Origin of the sequence: Curtobacterium sp. 9128 (assembly GCF_007673775.1) — a bacterium.
Classification (GTDB): Bacteria; Actinomycetota; Actinomycetes; order Actinomycetales; family Microbacteriaceae; genus Curtobacterium.
In genome coordinates this window covers 14,790-31,272 of the sequence record NZ_VEAF01000002.1, presented here as the reverse complement: position 1 = coordinate 31,272, position 16,483 = coordinate 14,790, and the positions used below count along the sequence as shown (strand labels likewise).

General features: G+C 72.1%; 18 protein-coding genes and 1 tRNA gene. 11 read left to right on the top strand and 8 right to left on the bottom strand.

What is annotated here, in order from left to right:
* Positions 1-12: 12 nt before the first annotated feature.
* A complete protein-coding gene (locus tag FS641_RS03405) occupies positions 13-339 on the bottom strand; it encodes an FmdB family zinc ribbon protein (RefSeq protein ID WP_186317563.1) in 327 nt (108 codons plus the stop codon).
* 1 nt (position 340) lies between these two features.
* The gene (locus tag FS641_RS03400) at positions 341-925 is read right to left on the bottom strand and encodes a 5-formyltetrahydrofolate cyclo-ligase (protein ID WP_144759993.1); all 585 of its coding nucleotides are present in this window, start codon (positions 923-925) and stop codon (positions 341-343) included.
* Between the two features lie 122 nt (positions 926-1,047).
* Here FS641_RS03400 and galU point away from each other — a divergent pair, with 122 nt between their 5' ends.
* The 4 genes from galU to FS641_RS03380 all read left to right on the top strand — a co-directional run bounded on the left by galU (position 1,048) and on the right by FS641_RS03380 (position 4,104).
* The gene (galU, locus tag FS641_RS03395) at positions 1,048-1,938 is read left to right on the top strand and encodes a UTP--glucose-1-phosphate uridylyltransferase GalU (RefSeq protein ID WP_144759990.1); all 891 of its coding nucleotides are present in this window, start codon (positions 1,048-1,050) and stop codon (positions 1,936-1,938) included.
* Positions 1,939-2,024: 86 nt separating this feature from the next.
* Positions 2,025-2,684: a GNAT family N-acetyltransferase gene (locus FS641_RS03390; RefSeq protein WP_144759987.1), complete on the top strand. Its 660-nt coding sequence runs from the start codon at positions 2,025-2,027 to the stop codon at positions 2,682-2,684.
* A 187-nt stretch (positions 2,685-2,871) separates the two neighbouring features.
* On the top strand, positions 2,872-3,954 hold the full coding sequence (locus FS641_RS03385; RefSeq protein ID WP_144759984.1) for a hypothetical protein: 1,083 nt from the start codon (positions 2,872-2,874) through the stop codon (positions 3,952-3,954).
* A gap of 74 nt (positions 3,955-4,028) precedes the next feature.
* Positions 4,029-4,104 (top strand) — tRNA-Ala (locus tag FS641_RS03380).
* 89 nt (positions 4,105-4,193) lie between these two features.
* Here FS641_RS03380 and FS641_RS03375 read toward each other — a convergent pair.
* Positions 4,194-4,709, bottom strand: a complete 516-nt coding sequence (locus FS641_RS03375) for a hypothetical protein (protein WP_144759981.1) — start codon at positions 4,707-4,709, stop codon at positions 4,194-4,196.
* A gap of 243 nt (positions 4,710-4,952) precedes the next feature.
* Between FS641_RS03375 and FS641_RS03370 the strand changes: the two genes are divergently transcribed.
* Both FS641_RS03370 and FS641_RS03365 read left to right on the top strand, forming a co-directional pair.
* Positions 4,953-5,363: a VOC family protein gene (locus tag FS641_RS03370; RefSeq protein ID WP_144759977.1), complete on the top strand. Its 411-nt coding sequence runs from the start codon at positions 4,953-4,955 to the stop codon at positions 5,361-5,363.
* Between the two features lie 50 nt (positions 5,364-5,413).
* Positions 5,414-6,454: an amidase domain-containing protein gene (locus FS641_RS03365; RefSeq protein WP_144759974.1), complete on the top strand. Its 1,041-nt coding sequence runs from the start codon at positions 5,414-5,416 to the stop codon at positions 6,452-6,454.
* Between the two features lie 41 nt (positions 6,455-6,495).
* On the opposite strand, the gene FS641_RS03360 is transcribed toward FS641_RS03365, so the two are convergent.
* From FS641_RS03360 to FS641_RS03345, 4 genes are all read right to left on the bottom strand, one after another.
* Positions 6,496-7,716 (bottom strand): hypothetical protein, encoded by a 1,221-nt coding sequence (locus FS641_RS03360; protein WP_186317562.1) that lies wholly within the window; start codon positions 7,714-7,716, stop codon positions 6,496-6,498.
* Between the two features lie 160 nt (positions 7,717-7,876).
* Positions 7,877-9,730 (bottom strand): glycoside hydrolase family 2 TIM barrel-domain containing protein, encoded by a 1,854-nt coding sequence (locus FS641_RS03355; protein WP_144759971.1) that lies wholly within the window; start codon positions 9,728-9,730, stop codon positions 7,877-7,879.
* Positions 9,731-9,810: 80 nt separating this feature from the next.
* Positions 9,811-10,266, bottom strand: coding sequence for a MaoC/PaaZ C-terminal domain-containing protein (locus FS641_RS03350; protein WP_144759968.1), 456 nt, complete (start codon positions 10,264-10,266; stop codon positions 9,811-9,813).
* Between the two features lie 50 nt (positions 10,267-10,316).
* Positions 10,317-11,816, bottom strand: a complete 1,500-nt coding sequence (locus tag FS641_RS03345) for a CHAD domain-containing protein (RefSeq protein ID WP_186317561.1) — start codon at positions 11,814-11,816, stop codon at positions 10,317-10,319.
* 130 nt (positions 11,817-11,946) lie between these two features.
* On the opposite strand from FS641_RS03345, the gene FS641_RS03340 reads away from it, so the two are divergent.
* Positions 11,947-13,338 (top strand): maltokinase N-terminal cap-like domain-containing protein, encoded by a 1,392-nt coding sequence (locus tag FS641_RS03340; RefSeq protein ID WP_144759962.1) that lies wholly within the window; start codon positions 11,947-11,949, stop codon positions 13,336-13,338.
* Between the two features lie 93 nt (positions 13,339-13,431).
* Here the strand turns inward: FS641_RS03340 and FS641_RS03335 are convergent, their stop codons facing one another.
* Positions 13,432-13,794, bottom strand: coding sequence for a DUF1844 domain-containing protein (locus tag FS641_RS03335; protein ID WP_260855671.1), 363 nt, complete (start codon positions 13,792-13,794; stop codon positions 13,432-13,434).
* Positions 13,795-14,107: 313 nt separating this feature from the next.
* Between FS641_RS03335 and infC the strand changes: the two genes are divergently transcribed.
* The 4 genes from infC to FS641_RS03315 all read left to right on the top strand — a co-directional run bounded on the left by infC (position 14,108) and on the right by FS641_RS03315 (position 16,389).
* Complete coding sequence (infC, locus tag FS641_RS03330; protein WP_144759959.1) at positions 14,108-14,764, top strand: translation initiation factor IF-3; 657 nt, start codon at positions 14,108-14,110, stop codon at positions 14,762-14,764.
* Between the two features lie 78 nt (positions 14,765-14,842).
* Positions 14,843-15,037 carry a 50S ribosomal protein L35 gene (gene rpmI, locus FS641_RS03325; RefSeq protein ID WP_065961871.1) on the top strand — a complete coding sequence of 65 codons (195 nt, stop codon included), beginning with the start codon at positions 14,843-14,845 and terminating at the stop codon, positions 15,035-15,037.
* 28 nt (positions 15,038-15,065) lie between these two features.
* Entirely contained in the window at positions 15,066-15,452 is a 387-nt protein-coding gene (rplT, locus tag FS641_RS03320; RefSeq protein WP_144759956.1) for a 50S ribosomal protein L20, read from the top strand.
* Between the two features lie 85 nt (positions 15,453-15,537).
* Positions 15,538-16,389 (top strand): RNA methyltransferase, encoded by an 852-nt coding sequence (locus FS641_RS03315; protein WP_144759953.1) that lies wholly within the window; start codon positions 15,538-15,540, stop codon positions 16,387-16,389.
* Positions 16,390-16,483: the final 94 nt, after the last annotated feature.

Sequence of the window (16,483 nt, the reverse complement as noted above, 5' to 3'; positions counted from 1 at the left end):
TCGCCGGACCGGTCAGGAGGCGGCGGGCGTGCTCGGCTTCGACGCCGAGGCCGCGGGCTTCGCGTCCGACTTCGCCGACGAGGAACCGCTCGACGACGAGCCGCTCGAGGAGGAGCCACTCGAGGACGACCCGCTCGACGAGGAACCCTCGGATGCGGGCTTGGCCCGGGAGTCGGTGCGGTAGAACCCGCCGCCGTTGAACGTCACGCCGACGGGGGAGAACACCTTGCGCAGCACGCCGCCGCACGTCGGGCACTCGGTGAGCGTGGCATCGGAGAAGGACTGCTTGATGTCGAACGCGGTGTCGCACTCGGTGCAACGGTACGAGTAGGTGGGCACGTCAGCTCCGGAACGTGATGATGCGCGACGGCGTGATGATGCCGTCGACGGGTTCGTCGTGGGGTTCGCGCGGGACCTCGTCGAGGTACTCCGCATCGAAGATCACAGCATAGACGGGCGGGCGGTTCGCCATGGACCCGAGCGTCTTGTCGTAGTAGCCGCGGCCCCAGCCCATCCGCACGCCGTCGTGGCCCACCGCGGCGGCCGGGGCGAGGATGGCGTCGACGTCGTTGATCGCGAGCGGGGAGAGCACCTCGCCGACGACCTCGGGCATGCCGAACAGTCCCTCCTGCTCCGAGTCTCCGTCGCCGACCGCCCAGTCGAGCAGGCCGTCCTCGCGGGTGACCGGCAGCAGCACGCGCATCCCGCGCTCGTGCGCCCAGTTCAGGAACGGTCGCACGTTCGGCTCGTCCGCCGCCGACAGGTAGAGCGCGAGCGACTCGATCTGGCGCTCCTCGGCGAAGCGCTGCAGGGTGCGGGTCAGCGCCGCGGTGTCGTCGTCGCGTTCGGTCGTGGTCCTGGTGCGTCGGCGCTGCCGGAGTTCGGCCCGCAGCGCGCGCTTCTCGTTGCCGAGATCGGGGATCATGCGCAGGAGTCTAACGAGCGGGTCGGCAGCCCCTGCGGTAAGCCGCCAGACACGCGCGGGATGCCGGTGTCCTCTGTTGCGACGACATGACCGGGATCAGGCGCATCGGATACCGTCTGGGCATGGGCTTCCAGATTTCCAAGGCGGTGATCCCAGCGGCAGGGCTGGGCACCCGCTTCCTCCCCGCGACCAAGGCGATGCCGAAGGAGATGCTCCCCGTCGTCGACAAGCCGGCCATCCAGTACGTGGTGGAAGAGGCGGTCGGCGCGGGACTGACCGACGTGCTGATGATCACCGGGCGCAACAAGAACGCGCTCGAGAACCACTTCGACCACGTGTCGGAGCTCGAGGAGACCCTCCGCAAGAAGGGCGACCACGAGAAGCTGCAGAAGGTGAACCAGTCCACGGACCTCGCCGACATGCACTACGTCCGACAGGGCGACCCGCTCGGCCTCGGCCACGCCGTGCTCCGCGCCAAGATGCACGTCGGCCGCGAGCCGTTCGCCGTGCTCCTCGGTGACGACATCATCGACGCCCGCGACCCGCTGCTGAAGCGCATGATCGAGGTCCAGGGCGAGAAGAACGCTACCGTCGTGGCACTGCTCGAGGTCCCCGAGTCGCAGACCCACCTCTACGGCATCGCGACGGTCGAGGAGACCGACACCGACGACGTCGTGAAGATCACCGGGCTGGTCGAGAAGCCGGCGCAGGGCGAGGCCCCGTCGAACCTGGCCATCATCGGCCGCTACGTGATCCGCCCCGAGGTCTTCGACGTCCTCGAGAAGCAGGAGCCGGGCAAGGGCGGCGAGATCCAGCTCACCGACGCGCTCATGAAGATGGCGAGCGCGGAGGAGTGGACCGGCGGCGTGTACGGCGTCGTGTTCCGTGGACGCCGGTACGACACCGGTGACAAACTCGACTACATCAAGGCGATCGTGCAGCTCGCCTCGGACCGCGAGGACCTCGGCCCCGACCTCAAGTCGTGGCTCAAGGAGTTCAACGCGGGCGAATGAGTCGACCATCCCGCACGGGTCCGCAGCACCGGACCCGTGCGGGACACCCGCTCCGGGAGACCCGGGGCACCGGAGGAACCTGAGCGATGACGACGATCCCGACCCTGTCCCACGGGCGGGTCACCATCCGCCCCCTCCGGCTCCGTGACAGCCGCGACCTCGACACGGCCCTCGCGACGAACCGCTCCTGGCTCCGCACCTGGGAGGCGACGAACCCCTCCGGGCACGTGTCCACCGACGTCCGCGGGTCGATCCGCGCCCTCCAGGCCAACGCCCGCGCCGGGCTCGGTCTGCCGTTCGCGATGGAGCTCGACGGCCGGTTCGTCGGCCAGCTCAACGTCTCCGGTGTGACGTACGGCTCGCTCGCCAGCGCGTCCATCGGCTACTGGGTGGTCGAGGACGCGGCCGGGCACAACGTCACGCCGATCGCGGTCGCCCTCGCCACCGACCACTGCTTCCGTTCCGTGGGGCTGCACCGCATGGAGATCTGCATCCGTCCGGAGAACGCTCCCTCCCTCCGCGTCGTCGAGAAGCTCGGCTTCCGGTACGAGGGACTCCGTCGGCGGTACATCCACATCAACGGGGACTGGCGCGACCACTTCTGCTTCGCGCTCGTCGCCGAGGAGGTCCGCGAGGGCGTCCTCGACCGCTGGGTCCACGGGCAGGTCCCGCCGGGCGTGGGGAGCGTCCCGCTCGCCGCACGCGACGAGGCGTCGATGCCGATCATCAGCGGCCCCCGCGCCTGAGCAGCCCGCGCGACCCACGCGCCGCACCCGCGCGACCCACGCGCCGCACCCGCCCGACCCACGCGCCGCACCCGCCCGACCCGCACGCAGCCCCCGACCCGCACCCGCCACCCGATCTGCGGGCGACACGCGCAACACACGCCGGGCAATCACGAGTGCGAGGAACACCCGCCCCTAGCCTCTCCCCATGGGAATCGGGTCATGGGGCGGCGGAGTCGTCCTGCTCGTCGCGGCGGTGCTGTGGCTCGTCTACCTGATGCCCTCGTGGGCTGCCCGTCGCCAGTACCTCGCCACCGAGCGGAACGCGATCCGGCTGCAGCAGACGCTCCGCATCCTCGCGCAGACCGCCGAACTGCCGGACGAGGTCCGCATCGAGATGAACGCGAAGTCCCTCGCCGAGGCCCAGAAGGTCGCGAAGTCCGAGGAAGCCAAGCGCGCTGCCATCGTCCGTGCGCACGAAGCAGCCCGTCAGCGTGAGATCACCCGGCGGCTCGCCGAGCAGGCGCCGGCCCTCGAGCGCGCGTCGTCCGTCCCCGCACTGACCATCATGCGGATGCGCCGCTCGCGCCTCGGTGCGACCCTGCTCGGCGCCCTCGGACTCGTCGTCGCGGTGGTCGTCCTCGTCGCCGCTCCCGGCGCGTGGCTCGTCGCCGTCGCCGGCCTCGTCGTCGCGGGCGGATCCGCCGCCGTCCTCGCGCAGCTCCACCAGGTCGCCCAGGCGCGGAAGGCGCGTGCCGCAGCCGTCACCACCAGGCCGACCCGGGCCTCCCGTCCGCAGACCGCCTGGACCGACCCCGCTCCGCCGCTCAGCGAGGAGCAGCCGGCCGAGGCGCAGCCGGAGCGCACCTGGACCCCCGGTCGGGTCCCCAAGCCCCTGTACGTCGAGCGTCCTGCGGCCCCCGCCGCGTCGCCGGAGTCCTCCGCCGAGCTCGCCGCCCGACTCCGCGAGCGCGTGGCGGCGGCGAAGGCCGAGGCGGACGCCGAGGCCGCGGCGATCCGCGCGGGGGAGTCGGACCCGTCGCTCGCCACCGTGTCCCGGATGCGTCCGGACGTCGAGGAGGCCGTCGCCTCGCTGTCGGCGCACGACCAGGGTCGGCTCGCGGAACGGCTCGGCCTGCGGGCGGCGTCGACCGCCGAGAGCGCTCCGGCCACCCCCGTGGCCGAGCAGCCGGCGGCGCCCAGTCGGTGGGCCGGCATGGGCGTGATCGGGGACGACGCCTACGAGCAGGCCGACCTCGACGCGATCATGCGTCGCCGCCGCGCGGTCTGACCACGCGGCACGCCCGGACCGTGGCTCGCGATTTCTCCGGGGCGGTGGTCGGGTGCTAGTGTGGTCGAGCACTTGGGGCTATGGCGCAGTTGGTAGCGCGTCTCGTTCGCAATGAGAAGGTCAGGGGTTCGAATCCCCTTAGCTCCACCACAGGTACACACAACAGGCTCGGACCGATCGGTCCGAGCCTGTTGTGTTGCGGGCCTGTTGTGGTGGGGGCCCGCTGCGTTCCGGCCCGCTCAGCCCCCGTACTGCGCGTCGGCCACCACTGAGGACCCGGCGTCCTGACAGGCGGCGCCGAGCGCGCGCATCGCGATGTCCCAGTCCGCCGAGTCGTCGAGCGCCGGCCCCGACGCCGGAGCCGGATGCTGTTCCAGGTAGCGCTGCGTGTACCCGACCGCGTTCTGCAGCCCCTCGTCCGTGGTGGAGAGGTGCTCGTAGCCGAACCGGGCCGCGGCCAGCAGCGCGCGGACCTGGTCGTCCGAGAGCTCCCCGCGCGTCCCGCCCTCGCGTGCGTTGAGCGTCATCGTCGTGAGCGTGCTGATCCGCCCGCAGGTCGCCGCTGCGCTCGTGTCCGCGTCCATCGAGGCCGGGACCGGGTCGGCAGCCGGCGTCGGCGTCCACGTCGCCGTCGGCGCCGGAGCAGCGGTCGGTCCGGTCGCACCGGACGAGGAGCACCCGGCAACGGTGAACGCGACCACCGCCAGGAGGGTGGCGGCCAGGGCGGACGGGCGGACGGATCGGAGGTTCCCCATGCGTCGATCCTGGCGGATCGGTGCGGGCTGACCGCGCTCGGTTGCGGAATCGAGACCGGCTCGAGATGCCGTCGTGACCGACGGGAGGCTCGGCTCGACCCAGGCGGGTCGGCCGACCTCCGCCGGACGGTCGGCGGCGTTGCGCACGGACGGACCCGGTGCCACGATGACGGTGCGCGCCGTGGCGTCCGCCGCGGGCCTGCGCGCCGCGGCACCGTCCGCGGTCGGACGGAGGAGGCCACCATGGCGTCGAGGCTCAACCCCTACCTCGGCTTCCGCGACACCGCTCGCGAGGCGCTGGAGTTCTACCACGCGGTCTTCGGCGGCGACCTGCGCCTGGGCACGTTCGGCGAGATGCACGGCTCCGAGGACCCGGCCGACGCGGACCGCATCATGCACGGGCAGCTCGAGACGCCGAGCGGGTACATGATCATGGCATCGGACACCCCGAACGCGATGCCCTACCGGCCGGGTACCGCGATCTCACTGTCGCTGTCCGGTGACGACGCCGAGGACCTCCGTCGGTTCTTCGCCGGGCTGGCGGAGGGCGGCACGGTCGTCGAGCCCCTCACGAAGGCTCCGTGGGGCGACGAGTTCGGCATGCTCACCGACCGGTTCGGGGTCAGCTGGCTCGTGGACATCTCGGGGAACTGACACCGTCGGTCCCCGGTGGTGACGGAGGCGTCACGTACCCTGGTGGTGTCATGACTGCCTCGTTCACGCGCCGCTCGCTCCTGTCCCTCGCCGGTGTCGCCGGGGTCGGCCTCGCCGTCGCCGCGTGCTCGAAGGCGTCCGACTCCACGGGGCCCACCGGCGGTCCGTCGTCGGCGGGGACCGGGGCGGCATCGGCGACGACCAGGCCCGTCGCAGCGAAGCTCGAGCCGGCGCAGGTGCCGCTCGCGGGCGCCGTGACGGTCACCGTGACGGGGAGCGGGCTCGCGGCGGTCCGCGGCGTCACCGTCGGCGGGGTGGTCGCGCGCGACGTCCGTGCGACCGCCGGACAGGTCACCTTCACGGCGCCGCACCAGGCGATGTACACCGCGGGGTCCGCCGACGTCGCGCTGTTCGCCACCGAGCTGACGCCCGTCGCATCCGCGAACCAGAGCTCGGACGGCAACGGCAGTGCCGCGAACGACGGGCAGACCGGCGCCACGCAGGACTCCTCCGCCGCGGCGACACCGACACCGACTGCCTCGCCCGTCCCCGACGCCTCGACCGCGCTGGCGACCACCTCGCTCGCGTACGCCGCGCTCACCGACGTCGATCGGCAGCTCGAGTACGCCATGCGGTACTGGAAGGACTACAACCTCACCGAGTACGGCACGATGAACCCGATCGGCGGCGACTGCGCGAACTACGTCAGCCAGACGCTCATCGCCCGCGGGTGGAAGCAGCGCGACGACTGGTACAGCCGGTCCGCCGGCGCCGCGCACTCCGCCACGTGGACGTACTGCCCGGCCATGGACCCGTGGATGACGACGAACGCGACGACGCTCGGCCTGACGCGGCGGTCGCTCGACGAACGCAGCAAGGTCAAGGTCGGCGACGTCGTCTTCTACGACTGGAACGCCAACGGCTCCCCGGACCACACCACGATCGTGTCCGAGGTCTTCACCGAGCCCGACGGCACCGTGCGCATCAAGTCGGCCAGCCACAACCAGGACGGCCCGTACCGCGACCTCGACGAGATGATCACCGTGCAGCACCCGGGCGGCACGGCCTGGTTCCACACGTTCGACGCGTAGCGGGGCGCGGCCGCGCTGGCCGCGCGGGAAGCCCGCCCGCGTCAGGGGTACCCGAGGAACCAGAGCAGCACGATCGCCACCGGCTGCAGGCACACGCCGAGGACCAACCACGCCGTCGCCCGCCGCCGCGTCCGCACGAAGACGTCCGACCCGAGCAGCGGCGCCGTCGGCATGAGCAGTCGCGGCAGGCTCTGCTGCGGCAGGAACACCGCGACGAGGTAGAGCACGTACGACGCCGCGAACCCGAGCACCTCCGGCCCGAGCGCCCGGACGTCCCGCCGCCGGAAGAACCACACCGCCCCGGCGAGCACGGCGACGACGAGGACGATGCCGACCGGCCCGAGCCACCGCCCCGCCATCACGAACCACGGTGTCAGCGGGGCGAAGTGCTGCCGGCCGACGAAGCCGACCCACCACGACAGTTCGGTGTCGAGGTACGCGTCCGGTCGCCCGGTGACCGTCGACGCGACGACCGGCCACGCGAGCCCGGCCGCGGCGACCACGAGCCCCGCGACGATGACGGCGATCCGGTCCCGCCACGGGAACGGTTCACGGTCCCGCGCCGATCGGACCCACCGGACCACGAGGTGCACGGCCACCGCCACCGCGAGCGCGAGCACGCCGGGTTTCGTGAAGGCCGCCACCGTCCCGAGCAGCGCCACGAGCCAGTACCGCCGGCGCACGAGTGCGAGCAGCGCGCCGAACAGCAGCAGGAGGAACGTGCTCTCCGCGTACGCGACCTGCAGCAGGAACCCGGTCGGCGCGAACGCGAAGAGCGCCGTCGCCCACCGCGCACGGTGCGAGCACCCGACCGCGAGGACCAGCCGGTACAGCACCACACACGCGCCGGCCCCGGCGAGCGTCGCGACGACGACGCCCACGACCCAGAACGACCCACCGGTCAGCGTCGACAGGGCCCGCACGAGCGCGGGGAACACCGGCAGGAACGCCCACGGGTTCGGCAGTACGTGCCCGCCGCCGTCGGTCGGCAGGGTGCCGGGGTACCCGTGCTCCGCGATCGTCCGGTAGAACGACGCGTCCCACGACCCCGAGAAGGTGAAGAACGTCGGGTCGCGCCGGTACGAGGCGAAGTGCCACCCGCTCGCCGTCGCGACGACGTACATCGTCGCCAGGAGCACGGTGCTCACGATCCGCGAGCCGGCCCAGATCACCAGCGGCGCCGTCCACGCGCTCCGCGGTCCGGTCATCAGCGTCCGCAGCCCCTGCCTGGAGGCTCGGCTCGCTCCCGCCACGCTCGTCACCGACCGATCCTCCCAGACCACGGCGGCGGTGCTGACCGTGCGCCGCTCCACCGGACGCGGGACGGGGACGTCGTCGCTCGTCGCTCGTCGCTCGTCGCTCGTCGCACGTCGCTCGTCGCCGGAGGCGACGTCCCCTGCCCGGTCGAGCCGAGCCTCCCGGTCAGTGCCCGGTGACCGCCTGCCGGATCTGCTCGATCGGCACCTTCGGGCTGCGGTCGGCGTTCAGCAGACCGTTCGTCTCCTGCATCGTGTCGGTCAGCTGCGTGTAGCAGGACCCGGCCAGGAACGAGCTCGCTCGGATCGCGTCGTACAGCGCGGTGATGCGGGCGATCCAGTCGTCGCCGTCGGCGGCCGAGGTGTAGCCCCAGCCGTCCTCGCGCTGCGCTCCCGGCTGGTAGTTCACCCCGCCGAACTCCGTGAGCATCACCGGCTGCCCGTGGTCGACGGCCCCACCGACGAGCACCCAGCGGTCCGCGGGGCCGAGGCCCTGCACCAGCTTCGTGCGTGCCGCGTCGTCGGCGTACGTGCGGGCCAGGCGCTCGCCGACGCCCTCGTAGTCGTGGATGGTGATGATGTCGGAGTTCGTGTGTTCCCAACCGTCGTTCGAGACGACCGGCCTCGTCGGGTCGAGCGCACGGGTGACGTCGGCGAGCGAGCGGGCGTACGCCTGCTGTGCCGGGTCCGTCCTGATGTGCTGCACGCCCCAGCTCTCGTTCGCCGGGACCCAGGTGACGATCGACGGGTGTGAGGCGTCGCGTTCGACGGCGTCCATCCACTCCCGCATCAGTCGCTGCACGGCGCGCGGGGTGAACGCGTAGGCACCGGGCGCTTCGCCCCAGACGAGCAGCCCGAGGCGGTCCGCCCAGTACAGGAACCGCGGGTCCTCGATCTTCTGGTGGTTCCGGGCGGCGGTGAAGCCGAGCTCCTTGATGAGCTCGACCTCGCGGCGGAGGGCGGCGCGCGACGGAGCGGCGAGGTGCGACTCCGGCCAGTAGCCCTGGTTCAGGACGCTCCGGACGTCGTACCGGTGCCCGTTCAGCCGGAACACCCCGCCGTCGACCTCCACGGTGCGGAGGCCGAAGTAGCTCGCCACGGCGTCGAGCGGGGCACCCTCGGCGTCGAGCAGCGTCACGGTCGCATCGACCAGTCGCGGGGTCTCCGGGGTCCAGTGCAGCTCGTCCTCGGCCTGCCCGTTCGACTGTCGTGCGATCGGGACGACGACGTCGAACTCGTCTGCGGTGGCGCCGAGGGTCGCCTCGATGGTGGCGAGGTCCTCGTCGTGGTCCTCCCACCGGGCCTCGACGCGCAGGCGCTCGCCGCCGACGCGCACACCGGCGAGCCGGACCGTCAGGCGGACGGTCTCGTGGTCGACGTTGGTCCACCGCAGGTACGCGAGGGAGACGGTCGGCACGGCCTCGAGCCAGACGGTCTGCCAGATGCCCGTGGTGCGGCGGTACCAGATGGCGTGCGGGTCCTCGTGCCAGTCCTGCTTGCCGCGGGGCTGGGTGAGGTCGTGCGGGTCGTCCTCGGCGCGGACGACCAGGGTGTGCGGTGCGTCGGGGTCGCCGGTGAGCACCTCGGTCACGTCGAAGCGGAACGGCGTGTGGCCGCCCTCGTGCGAGCCGACGAACGTGCCGTCGATCCACACCGAGGCCCGGTGGTCGACCGCGCCGAAGTGCAGCACGATGCGCGGGGACGCGACGTCGAACCCGGCCGCGTCGAGGTCCGCGCGGGTGATCGTCCGGGAGTACCAGACCACGGGGTGGAAGCCGGGCTCGTCGATGCCGGACGCGACGGACTCGGGCGGGAACGGGACGACGATGTCCCGCGCGTCGGGGAAGCCCGAGCGCCATGCGACGTCGTCGCCGGCGTTCCGGAACGACCACGTGCCGTCGAGGTCCGCCCAGTGCGCGCGGAGCATCTGCGGACGGGGGTACGTGCCGTCCTGACGACTGGCGAGCGGGAGGGCGGGCGTGCTGGTGGTTGCGGCGACGGTGCCGTCGAGCGTGCTCATGCCTCCATGCTGGACCAGCGGTACATCGTTGTAAACAGCGCTGCAACGATTGTCACCACGGCACCGGTCCTGCGGCGCAGTCAGCCGATCGCGGCGGCGCGGGCGAGGACCATGACGTCCATCCGCCCCTGCTGCACGACGTCGCCGTGCTGGTTCCGGAGCGTCACGGTGCGCTCGACGATCCCCGTCGTGCCGGAGCTCGTGCGGCGCGTGGAGAGGATCTCGACCTCGCAGGTGACGGTGTCGCCGATGAAGACCGGCGCAGTGAACCGCCACTGGTCGATGCCGAGCAGCGCCACGGCCGAGCCCTCGAACACGCCGGTCCTGGCGATCAGCCCGAGGCAGAGCGAGGCCCCGAGCATCCCGTGCACGACGCGCTGGCCGTAGCGGGTCTGCGCGGCGAACTCGACGTCGGTGTGCACCTGGTTGTTGTCGTTCGTCCACGAGGCGAACGACATCACGTCCGTCTCGGTGATCGTCCGACCCGGTGTGGTGAAGGTCTGTCCGGCGGCGAGGTCCTCGAGGTAGTGCGGCACCCGCCCATCCTCGCAGAACCGCCACGGGCAGCTCGTGTCGGGAGCCCACGTCAGAGCCCTCGGAGCAGCCGGAGACCCTGTGCCGTCCGTTCGTCCGCGGTGTGCCGCTCGGTGGTCGCGAGCACGCCGTACCCGAACGTGTCCTGTCCGCCTGCCCCGGCGTCGGCAGCCGACCGGCGGAGGGCCTCGGCCGCGTGGGCGGCGTCGAGGGCATCGCCGAGCGTGTCCTGGATCCGCCGGAGTCGTCCGAGCCGGCGCTTCCCGACGTCGGCCAGGTCGCCGCTCGCCTGCAGGGCGTGCCGCAGTCGGCGTGCGGCCTTCCTGGTCTCGTGGAGGTGCGTGAGGTCGTCGGAGGCTCGTCCGAGCGTCCCGGACAGCCGAGCCCGCTCGCGGACGATCCGTCTGGTCACGAACTCCGCCGCGTCCTCGCGGGTGTGCCGTCCCGGGGGAGCGGCCTCGATCAGGTGGTCGAGGGTGTCGAGTGCCCCGAACCACGTGTCGGTGCGGAGCGTCCGGCGGAGCGCAGCAGCCGCGACCCCGCGAGCGCCCTCGAGCTCGGTGACGAGCCGCTCGAGCGTCTGCGGACCGACGTACCCCTCGGGGGAGCGGGCCGCCGAGCGGAGCAGCCGTTCGCCGAGGACCTCGGCGTCGCGGGCCGTCCCCGCGACACGGCCGACCTCGGCGAGCCGGGCACGGAGCGCCTCCGTCGCATCGCGGTCGAGGGCACCGCGGAACACGACCAGCACGCTCCGCATCCGGCGGATCACCGTGCGGAAGGCGTGGACGGAGCCGTGCTCGTCCGCGCGGACGAGTGGGTCGATCGTCATGAGGTCCTGCCGGAGGTCGACGAGTGCGCCGTGCACGAACGCCGCCGCCGTTCCCGACCGCGGCGGACGGGATCGTGGTGCGGCGGGCCGTCGGACGGGCGCGAGCCGTGGCACCGGGTCTCCGGCGGTCTGGCCAGCGTCCTCCGCGGCGACGGACAGCGCACGCTCGGCGGAACGGACCACCGCCCCCGCGTGCACGCCCGCGCTCAGCGCCCACCACCGCCCGCTCGTCAGCATCGCGGAGTCGGTGTCGCCCTCGTCGATCTGCACGTCGGCGACCTCGGCGCGGACCCGTCCGTCCCTGCCGCGCAACAGCACGAGCGTCGTCGTCGTGTCCCGCACCCGGACCGGACGCACGGCCCGTCCCCGCAGGACGACCTCGACCGCGTCCCGCGGCACGGGCGCCCCGACCGTCGGTACCGCGTCGGTGGCCGTCACGTCGGCCGTCGGCGGACGGTCGAGGTCGTCCGAGAGCGACACAGGCCCCGCGCCCCGGTCGACGTACCACGAGGGCGGGCTGCCCGTGCCCTCGACGCGGAGGAGCTCGATGCCCGCGAACGCGAGCGCTCGGTCGTCGGTGTCCCACACGGTCTCACGGACGGTGACCGGGGACGCCCGGTCGACCCGGTCGGCGTAGGGCTCGAGCGCGGGGAGCCGGCGGTCGTCGGGGACGCGCCAGGTCCGGTGCGGACCGGCGATGGTGGTGGTGTCGGTGGTCTCCATGGCGGTCAGTCTCGTCCGGAGCAGCCCTCCGTTCGCCCGGTCTGCGCGATGCTGTGGACACCGGGCGTCCCCGCACCCACTGTGGAGGACCTGGGACCGCCACGGCGCCGCGCGCGTAGCCTCCAGACGCATGAGCGACGTCGCACCGTGGATGGCCCGACAACGTTGGTACGCCGCGAAGGGCGGGACCCCGAGTCTCCGCACGATCGCCCGGTCGGACGACGTCACCGACGAGGTCCGTGTGGTCACGGCCTTCGTGATCGACGACGCCGCGACGGGGGCGGTGCTCTACCAGGTGCCGACCACCGAACACCGGCACCCGGTGCCCGAGCTGGAACACGCCAGGATCGACACCCCCGACGACGGCGCGACCGGCCCCGACGCGACCGGTCCCGACGCGACCGATGACGCGACCGGCCCCGACGCGACCGACGACGCGACCGCCCCCGACGCCCCGGCACCGGGCTCCGCCACGTACGACGGGCCCCACGACCTCGCGTACGCCTGCTGGCTCCTCGGTCGTATCGACGCGGGAGCCGAGTCGCTCACCCCGATCGGACCGGTGCGGAGCGCCCGGGTGCTGCGCGGGGAACAGTCGAACACGTCCATCATCTGCGAGACCGAGCACAGCGGCACCGTGATCGTGAAGGTCTTCCGTGTGCTGCACCACGGCGACAACCCGGACGTGACCACGCAGCAGGCCCTCTCCGCCGCCGGATCGTCCCGCGTCCCGCGCGTCTTCGGTGCCCTCCGCGGAACATGGCCCGACACGGGACGCCCGGACGGTGTCGCCAGCGGCCACCTCGCCTTCGCCCAGGAGTTCCTCCCGGGGCTCGACGACGCCTGGCGCGTCGCCCTCACCGACGCCAGGAACGGCGACTCCTTCGCCGCAGGGGCCGAACGGCTCGGTGCTGCGCTCGCCGAGGTGCACGCCACCCTCGCCGACGTGATGCCCACCGAGCCCGCCACGAGCGACCGCGTCCGCAGCGCCCTCGACACGATGTCCGCTCGGCTCGACACCGCAGCGGCCGAGGTTCCCGCGATCGCCGAGCACGCCGACGACGTCCGGGCCGTGTACGCGCGTGCCGCCGAGGCTGACTGGCCCGCACTCCAGCGCATCCACGGAGACCTGCACCTCGGGCAGGTCCTGTCCGCACCGGAGCCACGCGGGTGGGTCTTCCTCGACTTCGAGGGCGAGCCGCTCCGACCACTGCACGAGCGGTCGCTCCCGGACGTCCCACTGCGGGACGTCGCCGGCATGCTGCGGTCCTTCGACTACGTCGCCGGGGCGCTCGCCCACGACGACGACCCGGTGGACGCGGCAGCGTGGGCCGCGGAGGCCCGGTCGGCCTTCCTCGATGGCTACGAACGCGGCATCGGCGTCGACCTGCGCGACCACCGCGCGGTCCTGGACGCCTTCGAGCTCGACAAGGCCGTGTACGAGGTCGTCTACGAGGCGCGCAACCGCCCCACCTGGGTCGGCATCCCCGTCGCCGCGGTCACGCGGCTCGTCGCGCGCTGAACCGGGCGGACCGAACCGGGACCCACCGGACGGGAGGCTCGTGGCGGCGCCGCCACGAGCCTCCCGTCCGGTCCGGACCGGACCGTCGTTTCGTCAGTTGACGGGTCCGGTGTACTTCTCACCGGGGCCGGCGCCCGGAGCGTCGGGGATGGCGGACGCCTCCCGGAAGGCGAGCTGCACCGACCGGAGCCCGTCGCGCAGCGGCCGCGCGTGGTGGTCGCCGATCTCGGTCGCGGCCGCGGTGACCAGGCCCGCGAGTGCGGTGATCAGCTTGCGTGCCTCGTCGAGGTCGGTCTGCTCCTGCGGGTCGTCGGCGAGACCGACCTTCACGGCCGCGGCGCTCAACAGGTGCACCGCAACGGTGTTGATCAGCTCGACGGCCGGGACCTCGGAGATGTCCCGGGCGGCCTCGTCCACGGGGTCGGAGTTCGGGTCGATGGGCGGGGTGTCGGTCACGGTGCTCCTCTGCTAGACTGGCCGTGGCAGATGCCGTCGGTGTGCCCTGGGACGATTCGCGAGAACCGGTCCGGACCACGTCGGCATCACGAAGAGGAGTCACTCCCACCCGCGGCCACGAACCACCAGGCTACCGGGTCACCACCGCTCCGCCGAGCGCCAGCGTTCGGCAGTCCTGCTCAGCTGGAAGCCTCCAGCCGGACAGGAGTCGGGCGGCTGCCGAACGGGTCCCGATCCGTGCGACAGATCTCCTCTCGTGCCGTCGTCCAGGCGAACGCCCCGGACGGCCACCACTGATTGAAGGAGCTTTCGCATTCCCGATCCCCGTACCAACGACCGAATCCGCGTCCCCGAGGTCCGTCTTGTCGGACCCCAGGGCGAGCAGGTCGGCGTTGTCCCCATCGCCGTCGCACTGCGCCTCGCGCAGGAAGCCGAGCTGGATCTGGTCGAGGTCGCGCCGAACTCGAAGCCGCCCGTGGCCAAGATCATGGACTACGGCAAGTTCAAGTACGAGGCCGCTCAGAAGGCCAAGGAAGCGCGTCGCAACCAGGTGAACACCGACCTGAAAGAGGTCCGGTTCCGCCTGAAGATCGACGTGCACGACTACGAGACCAAGCGCAAGCGCGCCGAGGGCTTCCTCCTCGGTGGCGACAAGGTGAAGGCGATGATCCTCTTCCGTGGTCGCGAGCAGTCGCGCCCGGAACAGGGCGTCCGACTCCTGCAGAAGTTCGCCGAGGAGATCGCCGAGTTCGGCGTCGTCGAGTCGCGACCCACGCAGGACGGCCGGAACATGACGATGATCATCGCTCCGCTCAAGAACAAGTCCGACGTCAAGGGCGAGCAGAACGCCAAGCGCGCGGCCGAGAAGGCCGAGCGCCGGGCAGCCGAGCACGCCCCCAAGGCGAAGCCGGACGACGCAGCCCCGGCCGCGTCGAAGGAATCGGCCAGCGCCGAGTCCTCGGCCGAGTAGGTCCCGGGCCGCCTGCGGCCCACCAGACCGATCCCGCAACGAAGCGGCTCCCCATCCCTCCCACGGAAAGGCACCACCATGCCCAAGCAGAAGACCCACTCCGGGTCGAAGAAGCGCTTCAAGGTCACCGGCAGCGGCAAGATCATGAAGCAGCAGGCCGGTATGCGTCACAACCTCGAGGTCAAGAGCGCCAAGCGCAAGGCCCGCCTCAACGAGGACCAGGTCCTCTCGAAGGCCGACGCGAAGAACGTCAAGAAGCTCCTCGGCCACTGAGCCCCCGGATTCGTAAAGGAACACTGCAATGGCAAGAGTGAAGAGAGCGGTCAACGCCGCCAAGAAGCGTCGCGTCGTCCTCGAGCGCGCCGAGGGCTACCGCGGTCAGCGTTCGCGCCTGTACCGCAAGGCCAAGGAGCAGGTCACCCACTCCCTCGTCTACGCGTACCGCGACCGTCACGCCAAGAAGGGCGAGTTCCGTCGCCTCTGGATCCAGCGCATCAACGCTGCGTCCCGCGCGAACGGCCTGACCTACAACCGCCTCATCCAGGGTCTCAACCTGGCCGGCGTCGAGGTCGACCGTCGCATCCTCGCGGACCTCGCCGTGAACAACGCCGACACGTTCGCCGCGCTCGTCGAGACCGCCAAGAAGGCGCTCCCGGCCGACACCTCGGCCCCGAAGGCCGCCGCGTAGTCATCGCGTCCCCACGAAGCCCCCGATCCGTCCGCGGATCGGGGGCTTCGTGCATGTCGCCCCCGGTGACTGCGACACTGGTGGCGTGACTGATCTCCTCGAGAACCCCCGTGCCGGCCGCGTCAAGGCCGTCGCCGCCCTGACGAAGAAGGACGTGCGCGCCGACACGGGCCTGTTCCTGCTCGAGGGCCCGCAGGCCGTCCGCGAGGCGATCGCGTACGCGCCCGAACTCCTCCGCGAGCTCTACGTCACGCCGACCGCCGCCGAGCGGTACGACCTGCACGACGCCCCCGTGGACACCTGGTTCGTCACCGAGCAGGTGCTCGCCGCGATGGCCGACACCGTGACGCCGCAGGGCGTCGTCGCGGTGTGCCAGCAGTTCCCGACGTCGGTCCGGCAGGTCTTCCCCGACCCCGGTGCGGTCGGCCTGGAGGCCCGGGTCGACCCCGCCACGAACCGTCCGCTGCCGGGACTGGTCGCGATCCTCGAAGAGGTGCGGGACCCCGGCAACGCCGGCACGATCATCCGCGCTGCCGACTCGGCCGGCGCCGACGCGGTGGTGCTCACCGGTCGGAGTGTCGACCCGTACAACCCGAAGGTGGTCCGATCGACCACCGGTTCGCTCTTCCACGTGCCGGTCTCCGTCGGCGTCTCGCTGCAGGACGCCGTGGCCCGGGCGAAGGCCCTCGGCTACACGGTGCTCGCGGCTGACGTCTCCGGGGAGGACCTCCCCGCGGTCCGGGCCGAGGGGCTGCTCGACGGACCGACCGCCTGGGTGTTCGGCAACGAAGCGCGCGGCCTCGGTCCCGACGACCTGGCGCTCGTGGACCGAGCCGTGAAGGTCCCGATCTACGGTGCCGCGGAGTCGATGAACCTCGCCACCGCGGCGTCGGTGTGCCTGTACGAGTCGGCGTTCGCGCTCCGGACGCGCGCGTGACCGGCCCGCGTCCCGCCGACTGACCCGCGCCCATCCCTGCGCCGACTGACCCGCGCCCGTCCCTGCGCTGACTCGGAACGACATCGTCGTCGTC

Coding starts and splice junctions, on each gene's coding strand:
- FS641_RS03370 (WP_144759977.1), top strand. CDS start 4,953: ATGGCGTCGAGGCTCAACCCCTACCTCGGCTTCCGCGACACCGCTCGC.
- FS641_RS03390 (WP_144759987.1), top strand. CDS start 2,025: ATGACGACGATCCCGACCCTGTCCCACGGGCGGGTCACCATCCGCCCC.
- FS641_RS03340 (WP_144759962.1), top strand. CDS start 11,947: ATGAGCGACGTCGCACCGTGGATGGCCCGACAACGTTGGTACGCCGCG.
- FS641_RS03365 (WP_144759974.1), top strand. CDS start 5,414: ATGACTGCCTCGTTCACGCGCCGCTCGCTCCTGTCCCTCGCCGGTGTC.
- galU (WP_144759990.1), top strand. CDS start 1,048: ATGGGCTTCCAGATTTCCAAGGCGGTGATCCCAGCGGCAGGGCTGGGC.
- FS641_RS03375 (WP_144759981.1), bottom strand. CDS start 4,709: ATGGGGAACCTCCGATCCGTCCGCCCGTCCGCCCTGGCCGCCACCCTC.
- FS641_RS03400 (WP_144759993.1), bottom strand. CDS start 925: ATGATCCCCGATCTCGGCAACGAGAAGCGCGCGCTGCGGGCCGAACTC.
- FS641_RS03385 (WP_144759984.1), top strand. CDS start 2,872: ATGGGAATCGGGTCATGGGGCGGCGGAGTCGTCCTGCTCGTCGCGGCG.
- FS641_RS03355 (WP_144759971.1), bottom strand. CDS start 9,730: ATGAGCACGCTCGACGGCACCGTCGCCGCAACCACCAGCACGCCCGCC.
- rplT (WP_144759956.1), top strand. CDS start 15,066: ATGGCAAGAGTGAAGAGAGCGGTCAACGCCGCCAAGAAGCGTCGCGTC.
- rpmI (WP_065961871.1), top strand. CDS start 14,843: ATGCCCAAGCAGAAGACCCACTCCGGGTCGAAGAAGCGCTTCAAGGTC.
- FS641_RS03345 (WP_186317561.1), bottom strand. CDS start 11,816: ATGGAGACCACCGACACCACCACCATCGCCGGTCCGCACCGGACCTGG.